This is a genomic window from Pseudoalteromonas sp. Isolate6 (assembly GCF_022398435.1).
Classification (GTDB): Bacteria; Pseudomonadota; Gammaproteobacteria; order Enterobacterales; family Alteromonadaceae; genus Pseudoalteromonas; species Pseudoalteromonas galatheae.
In genome coordinates this window covers 1-6,421 of sequence record NZ_JAKEVK010000240.1, presented here as the reverse complement: position 1 = coordinate 6,421, position 6,421 = coordinate 1, and the positions used below count along the sequence as shown (strand labels likewise).

Genomic DNA, 6,421 nt, shown 5'->3' with positions numbered 1-6,421 from the left:
GATTTGTATTAGACGAAAAGGCATTCATGCTGTAGACTATAACGAATTTGCCAAAATTTTAATAACTGCGTGTTACCAAGCGCTTTGTAGACGGGATGTTGAGCGTTTTGCTTTCGCCCGTTTTTTACTATTAGGAGGTTAACTTGACTAAATCCGCTCTGTTAGTCCTTGAAGACGGCACGGTGTTTCGCGGTACTGCTATCGGTGCTGACGGTATGTCAGTCGGTGAGGTGGTATTTAATACGTCAATGACGGGGTATCAAGAGATCTTAACGGATCCTTCATACGCGGAACAAATCGTTACGCTTACTTACCCACATATCGGCAACACCGGTACTAACAGCGAAGATGAGGAAGCGGACAAGATCTGGGCAAAAGGCCTAGTGATCCGTGACTTACCACTGCTTGCGAGTAATTTCCGTAACGAACAATCATTGAGTGATTACTTGAAAGAACGCAATATCTTAGGGATCGCAGATATTGATACTCGTAAACTAACTCGCATTTTACGTGATAAAGGTGCCCAAAATGGCTGTATTATCGCAGGTGACGAAGTAGACGAGCAAAAAGCGCTAGAAGCGGCGCAAGCATTCCCTGGCTTGAAAGGGATGGATTTAGCAAAAGTAGTAACAACAGAATCTCAGTTTGAATGGCGTGAATCAAGCTGGACTCTAGGCGAGGGCTTTAAAACGCTTTCTGCTGAAGAAGAAAAATTCCATGTTGTTGCGTACGATTTTGGTGTGAAAAAGAACATTCTTAGAATGTTAGTTGATAGAGGCTGTAAGTTAACCGTTGTTCCAGCAGAAACCTCCGCTGCTGATGTACTTGCATTAAACCCTGATGGTATCTTCCTATCAAATGGTCCTGGCGACCCTGAGCCATGTACTTATGCCATTGAAGCAATCAAAGCATTTTTAGAGACAGATACACCTATTTTTGGTATTTGTTTAGGCCATCAGTTATTAGCACTCGCTTCTGGTGCGAAAACAGTAAAAATGAAGTTTGGTCACCATGGTGGTAACCACCCGGTTAAAGACTTAGATCGTGATGTTGTGATGATCACAGCACAAAACCACGGTTTTGCTGCTGACGAAGCAACGCTTCCTGATACGCTACGTGCAACGCACAAGTCACTGTTCGATGGCACACTGCAAGGTATTCACCGTACTGATAAGCCAGCGTTTAGCTTCCAAGGTCACCCTGAAGCAAGTCCTGGTCCACATGATGCGGCACCGCTATTCGACCATTTCATTGAATTAATGCAATCTCGCAACGCTTAATTAGACCGGAGTAATAATGCCAAAACGTACCGACATAAAAAGCATTCTGATTTTGGGCGCAGGTCCAATCGTTATCGGCCAAGCATGTGAATTCGATTACTCTGGTGCTCAGGCCTGTAAAGCGCTTAGAGAAGAAGGCTATAGAGTTATTCTTGTAAACTCTAACCCTGCGACTATCATGACTGACCCTGAAATGGCGGATGCGACTTACATTGAGCCTATTCACTGGGAAGTGGTAGAAAAGATCATCGAAAAAGAAAAGCCTGATGCGGTGCTACCTACTATGGGTGGCCAAACAGCACTTAACTGTGCGCTAGACCTAGATAAGCACGGTGTGCTTGCTAAACATGGCGTTGAGCTAATTGGTGCGACTGCAGATGCGATTGATAAAGCGGAAAACCGTGAGCGTTTTGATGCGGCGATGAAAAATATCGGCCTAGAATGTCCTCGCGCTGAAATTGCACACTCAATGGATGAAGCCCACGATATCTTAACTCGTATCGGGTTTCCATGTATTATTCGTCCTTCATTCACGATGGGTGGTACCGGTGGTGGTGTTGCGTATAACATGGAAGAGTTTGACGAGATCTGTACTCGTGGTCTTGATCTGTCACCAACCAATGAGCTGCTTATCGATGAAAGCCTATTAGGCTGGAAAGAATATGAGATGGAAGTGGTTCGTGACAAAAACGACAACTGTATCATCGTATGTTCAATCGAAAACTTCGACCCAATGGGCGTACACACTGGTGATTCAATCACAGTTGCGCCAGCACAAACGCTAACTGATAAAGAATATCAAATCATGCGTAACGCCTCGATGGCGGTACTTCGTGAAATTGGTGTTGAAACGGGTGGTTCAAACGTTCAGTTTGGTGTAAACCCAGTTGATGGCCGTATGGTTATCATCGAGATGAACCCACGCGTATCACGCTCTTCTGCACTTGCGTCAAAGGCTACGGGCTTCCCGATCGCTAAAATCGCAGCCAAGCTTGCCGTAGGTTACACGCTAGATGAGCTTCAAAACGACATCACAGGTGGTGCAACTCCAGCATCATTTGAGCCGTCAATCGACTACGTAGTGACTAAGATCCCTCGTTTTAACTTCGAAAAATTCGCAGGTTCAAACGACCGTCTAACTACGCAAATGAAGTCGGTTGGTGAGGTAATGGCAATTGGTCGTAACCAACAAGAGTCATTACAAAAAGCACTACGAGGTCTAGAAGTGGGTGCAACGGGTCTGAACCCGATTGTCGCATTAGATGCGCCAAACGCAAAAGAAACGATCATTCGCGAATTGCGCGAGCCAGGTGCCGAGCGTATTTGGTATATTGCCGATGCGATGCGTCATGGCATGTCTGTCGAAGAAGTATTTGAATTAACTAAGATTGACCCTTGGTACCTAGTTCAAATCGAAGACATTTTAAAAGATGAAGCGACAATCGCTGAAGTGGGAATGGCAGGTCTAAACAAAGACTTCCTGCGTCGCTTGAAACGTAAAGGTTTCTCAGATGCTCGCATTGCCGAAATCGCGGGTGTATCAGAAAAAGAAATTCGCAAGAAGCGTCACCAGCTTGAAATCCTACCGGTTTACAAGCGTGTGGACACATGTGCTGCAGAATTTAGCTCAGACACCGCTTACATGTACTCAACGTATGATGAAGAATGTGAAGCGAATCCTTCTGACAAAGACAAAATCATGGTTATCGGTGGCGGTCCTAACCGTATCGGTCAAGGCATCGAATTTGATTACTGCTGTGTACACGCAGCCCTTGCAATGCGTGAAGATGGCTATGAAACTATCATGGTTAACTGTAACCCGGAGACGGTTTCAACAGACTACGATACGTCTGATCGCCTATTCTTCGAGCCAATTACACTTGAAGACGTGCTGGAAATTGTCCGTGTTGAAAAGCCAAAAGGCGTGATCGTTCAGTACGGTGGCCAAACGCCACTGAAACTGGCAAGAGACCTTGAAGCGAATGGTGTTCCTGTAATTGGTACTTCTCCTGACGCCATTGACCGCGCAGAAGACCGTGAACGCTTCCAACAGCTAGTAGAGCGTCTAGATCTACTGCAACCAGAAAACGCAACAGTGACGTCACTAGAAGAAGCGGTTGCTAAATCACAAGAAATTGGCTTCCCACTGGTTGTTCGTCCATCATACGTACTTGGTGGTCGAGCAATGGAAATCGTGTACGATGAAGACGACTTACGTCGCTACATGACAGAAGCGGTGTCTGTTTCTAATGAAGCACCAGTGCTACTTGACCGTTTCTTGGATGATGCGATCGAAGTCGATGTAGATGCTATTTGTGACGGTGAGAACGTTATCATTGGCGGTATCATGGAACACATCGAGCAAGCGGGTGTTCACTCGGGTGACTCGGCTTGTTCATTACCAGCACACACGCTGGCGCAAGATATTCAAGACGTGATGCGTAAGCAGGTTCGCGATATGGCGCTTGAGCTAGGTGTTGTGGGTCTGATGAATACTCAGTTTGCGGTGAAAGATGGTCAAGTTTATTTGATTGAAGTTAACCCGCGTGCTGCTCGTACAGTACCATTTGTTTCAAAAGCAACAGGCGTTGCACTTGCAAAGGTTGCGGCACGTTGTATGGTTGGTCAGTCTCTTGAAAGCCAAGGTGTAACGAAGGAAGTGATTCCTCCATATTACAGTGTAAAAGAAGTGGTATTGCCATTCGCTAAGTTCCCAGGTGTTGACCCAATGCGTGGTCCAGAGATGCGCTCGACGGGTGAAGTGATGGGTGTTGGTGAAAACTTCGCCGAAGCATTCGCAAAAGCCCAATTAGGTGCATCAAACACTTTACCACGTGGCGGCCGCGCGCTACTATCTGTGCGTAATGGTGATAAGGCACGCGTAGTTGAACTAGCTAAGACAATGAAAGCAATTGGATTTGAGCTAGATGCAACGAATGGTACGGCGAAAGCGCTTGAAGAAGCGGGTATTGAAGTACGTCGCGTAAACAAAGTATTCGAAGGCCGTCCTCATATTCTTGACCGTATCAAGAATGGTGAGTATAGCTATATCGTTAATACGACCGAAGGTCGCCAAGCTATTGAGGACTCGAAGGTGTTACGTCGTGGTGCACTTCAGCATAAGACTAACTACACCACTACGCTAAATGCAGCGTTTGCAAACTGTACAGCGAATGAAGCTGACGACAGAAGTTCTGTAAACTCTGTTCAAGAACTACACCAGCGTTTGAACTAAGAAGAACAAGGCCAGAGCGTTAGCTCTGGCAATGAGTGAGATACTTATGCAATCAATTCCGATGACAGTACGAGGCGAAGAGCTGCTTCGTGATGAACTGAATCATTTAAAAAAAGTTGTTCGCCCGAAAATCGTTGCCGATATTGCAGAAGCGCGTGAACACGGTGACTTGAAAGAAAATGCTGAGTACCATGCTGCACGTGAGCAGCAAGGTTTTTGTGAAGGCCGAATTCAAGAAATTGAAGCTAAGCTTTCGACAGCACAAATCATCGACGTGACTAAAATGCAGAATAACGGCAAAGTGATTTTTGGTAGTACTGTGACTATTGTTAATGTAGATACAGACAAAGAAGTGACTTATCGTATCGTTGGTGACGACGAGGCTGATCTTAAGAACAATTTGATTTCTGTTAATTCACCGATTGCGCGTGGGTTAATCGGTAAAGAACTGGATGATACAGTGAATATTCAAACACCAAATGGTGCTGTTGAATATGAAATCATCGAAGTTGAATACAAGTAATCCTTCCTTTTAAAGCCCGGGTCTGCGGGCTTTATACTATCTCAATCTTAATCATCTTATTTCGACTTTTGCAGCTGTAATGCCGTGTAATTGCCATTTCTCAAGATTCTTATAGCTTAAGATGATGCCTGTGTATTTTTTGCTATAAACACTTTTAGGAGAAATGGATGTCATTTGAAGTCGACCAGTTTAAAACACAAGGGTTTGAATTGTTTATGTCCAGTTGGAGATCTAGGTTGGCAGGTGCTGGCGCGCGGGACCTTTCCCTGGATCAACATTATTTTTGGCGTACCATGCGTAGTCGCTTTGCGATTGACCTCAGTAAGCAGAGTGAGCTTTTGCAAGGAGTGAGCTTAGCGAGATACGATACCTATCTTATTCTAACCGCTTTGTTGTACACCAATAGCTTGTACGAAAGTTCAGATTTAATTGTTGGTTATAATCTTCCGGATCATTTTTTTACCACTAATAGTTCGGAAGCTCGGCACTGCTTTTCTCGAGAGCTACTTGATTCGCTTAAGCTTACTCAGTCATTGGTCTTAGTCGATGAATATTTTGAAAATTTTGAGTTCAATACCATTGCTTATGAAAAGCTTAATGAGGATAATCCCGTTTGGCACGATATTAGTAGCGAATTAGGCACTTTACCTAGTTTAGTAAATACCACACGCTCCGAGCACCAACTTTCCTTAAATCTATTGCATTTTGTGCCGAAACTCTTTTCTGGTAGGCAGCTTGCCGAGCAAATAAATTACTTAGCTGAGATCGAGTAGAGTGGTACACGTCTGACATAGTTTGAAACGAATTTGCTTTAGACTTTTAAAGTATACTTGTTACACTCGGATTGTTCCCAAAACCAATCAGGCACCGGTTCATAATTGGTGTTATTATGAGCCGGTATCTTTATCAGGAGAGTAACCATGAGTTTATTAAAAAGCGCATTGTTTAAGACGTTGAAAAATAAGTCTACTCAGCAAGTCGCTTCAGTGGTATTGGATAAGGCACTGAAGCAGGGAAAAGAATATCTAGATTCAAGAAACACCAGCGGTGGTAACGATACAGATGAGTTGTTGTTAGGGCTGCAGCATTTGTTAGCACAAAAACCCAATGATGGTGTTTATTCAATCACACTATCCACTTATCGAGTGAGAGTAAAAATTACTTCCGGCGCTATTTCCCATATTGATAAGATCTAATTTATTCCACTCACTGTAAATTTTTATTCCTCCTTTTCGTCAATTGGTTGGATTTTTAATCATAAAGATCAACCAATTGGATGTATGTATAAGCTACGACTTTCCCTTTGGATATCCGTTTTTAAGATTATGATGGCTTGTCCGTCGATCCACTATTCCATAAAGTTATATAAAATATATTGTATAC

The 6,421-nt window shown here is 43.9% G+C and carries 5 protein-coding genes; all 5 read left to right on the top strand.

Annotated elements, in window-relative coordinates:
• The first annotated feature begins 143 nt into the window (after positions 1–143).
• The 5 genes from carA (at position 144) to L1D50_RS20565 (ending at position 6,234) form a co-directional block, all read left to right on the top strand.
• Positions 144–1,280, top strand: coding sequence for a glutamine-hydrolyzing carbamoyl-phosphate synthase small subunit (carA, locus tag L1D50_RS20585; protein WP_010377970.1), 1,137 nt, complete (start codon positions 144–146; stop codon positions 1,278–1,280).
• 16 nt (positions 1,281–1,296) lie between these two features.
• Positions 1,297–4,515, top strand: coding sequence for a carbamoyl-phosphate synthase large subunit (gene carB / locus L1D50_RS20580; protein WP_128728350.1), 3,219 nt, complete (start codon positions 1,297–1,299; stop codon positions 4,513–4,515).
• 46 nt (positions 4,516–4,561) lie between these two features.
• Positions 4,562–5,038, top strand: a complete 477-nt coding sequence (greA, locus tag L1D50_RS20575; protein ID WP_010377973.1) for a transcription elongation factor GreA — start codon at positions 4,562–4,564, stop codon at positions 5,036–5,038.
• A 167-nt stretch (positions 5,039–5,205) separates the two neighbouring features.
• Positions 5,206–5,811, top strand: a complete 606-nt coding sequence (locus L1D50_RS20570) for a hypothetical protein (RefSeq protein WP_128728349.1) — start codon at positions 5,206–5,208, stop codon at positions 5,809–5,811.
• 147 nt (positions 5,812–5,958) lie between these two features.
• The gene (locus L1D50_RS20565; RefSeq protein WP_128728348.1) at positions 5,959–6,234 is read left to right on the top strand and encodes a hypothetical protein; all 276 of its coding nucleotides are present in this window, start codon (positions 5,959–5,961) and stop codon (positions 6,232–6,234) included.
• Positions 6,235–6,421 lie beyond the last annotated feature (187 nt).